Consider the following 1,941-nt stretch of genomic DNA (forward strand, 5'->3'; position numbering starts at 1 on the left):
CCTCGCCCCCCAGCGGCAGATGGAGCGCATCATGGAAATCCTCCGGGAGACATACAGTCTCTATGGCTTCACCCCCCTGGACACCCCGGTCATCGAGTCCAGCGAGGTGCTGCTTGCCAAGGGCGGCGGCGAGACGGAGAAGCAGATTTACCGCTTCCAGAAGGGGGACGCGGACCTCTCCCTCCGCTTCGACCTGACAGTCCCCCTGGCGAAATACGTGGCCCTGCACTACAACGANCTGACCTTCCCCTTCCGCCGCTTCCAAATCGGCAAGGTCTACCGGGGTGAGCGGGCCCAGCGGGGCCGCTTCCGGGAGTTCTACCAGGCGGACATCGACGTGATTGGGGACGGGAAGCTGTCCATCCTCAACGAGGCGGAGATTCCCGCCATCATCTACAAGACCTTCTCCGCCCTGGGGCTCAAGCGCTTCCGCATCCGGGTGAACAACCGGAAGATTCTGAACGGCTTTNACGCCTCCCTGGACCTCTCGGACAAGGCCGTGGACATCATGCNGACGGTGGACAAGCTGGAGAAGATCGGCCCGGAGAAGGTCCGGGAGATTCTCACCAGCGACCTGGGCGTCCGCCCGGAGAGCGCCCGAGAAATCCTGGACTTCATCGCCATCACCGGAGGCACAGAGGAAATCCTCTCCGCCCTGGAGGCCCGCCGGGGCCGGAACGAGGTCTTTGACCAGGGTCTGGAGGAGCTGAGGACCGTGGTGAAGCACCTGGGGGCCTTCGGCGTTCCGGCGGAGAACTTCGCCGTGGATTTGACCATTGCCCGGGGGCTGGACTACTACACCGGGACGGTGTATGAGACGGTGCTTTTGGACCATCCGGAGATTGGGTCCGTCTGTTCCGGCGGGCGGTATGATAACTTAGCGGAATATTACACAGATAAACAACTTCCTGGAGTGGGAATTTCCATTGGATTGACCCGCCTCTTTTACGTCCTGGGGGAACAGGGGATGCTGAATCCGGAGCTTCCCACCGCTCCGGCGNATGTGCTGATTCTGNCCATGACGGAGGATTTGTCCGCCGCCATTGCCTTTGCCACGGAGCTTCGGGCAAGCGGCATCCGGGCCCAGCTCCACTGTGAGGCGAAGAAATTCAAGCAGANGATTTCCTACGCGGACAAGCTGGGGATTCCCTATGTGATTTTCCTGGGCGAGGATGAGATTCAATCCGGCGTGGCGGCCTGCAAGGATATGGCCACCGGGGAGCAGACGAAGCTGGACCCCAAGGCGACGATCTACCGCATCAAGGCGGGGCTGGACGCCCGGAATCAGGGGTTTGTCATCCGGGGATGACGGGGCTGATTCCCGCCCTTCGGGCGGTTGAGTGCAATCCGCAGCTTACTATATAGTTATTCCATTTTGTAATAGAAAAGAGGAACCGTCATGGTACAAAATCGAACCCACACCTGTGGAGAACTTCGTCTGACCGACGCCGGTAAGCAGGTCAAACTCTCCGGCTGGATGGAAAACATCCGGGAGGTCGGCGCCGAGCTGGCCTTCATCGTCCTCCGGGACTTTTACGGCACCACTCAAATCGTGGCCGAGACCCCGGAGATGGTGGCCCAGTTCAAGNCCGTCAACAAGGAATCCACCATCTCCGTGGAGGGGACCGTCCGGGAGCGGGCCAGCAAAAACCCCAAGCTGCCCACCGGCGATATCGAAGTCGTTCCCACAAAAATGGAGGTCCTGGGCCGCTGCCGCCACAACGAGCTGCCCTTCCAGGTGAACCGCAGCCGGGAGGCCGACGAGGCCCAGCGCCTCAAGTACCGCTATCTGGACCTGCGGAACCCGGAAGTAAAAAGCAACATCGTCCTTCGCTGCCAGGTGGTCTCCGCCATCCGCCAGGCCATGACGGACCACGGCTTTTTGGAAATCACCACGCCGATTTTGACCGCCTCCTCCCCCGAGGAGGCCCGGGACTACCT

General features: G+C 61.0%; 2 protein-coding genes. Both read left to right on the top strand.

What is annotated here, in order from left to right; genetic code table 11:
- The coding region (hisS, locus tag JX325_RS15950; protein WP_204792035.1) for a histidine--tRNA ligase at positions 1 to 1,309 on the top strand (1,309 nt) is incomplete at its 5' end.
- 90 nt (positions 1,310 to 1,399) lie between these two features.
- Positions 1,400 to 1,941: amino acid--tRNA ligase-related protein (locus tag JX325_RS15955; protein ID WP_243414138.1), on the top strand; the 542-nt coding region annotated here is incomplete at its 3' end.

It is taken from the genome of Oscillibacter sp. CU971 (assembly GCF_905219725.1).
Taxonomy (GTDB): domain Bacteria; phylum Bacillota; class Clostridia; order Oscillospirales; family Oscillospiraceae; genus Oscillibacter.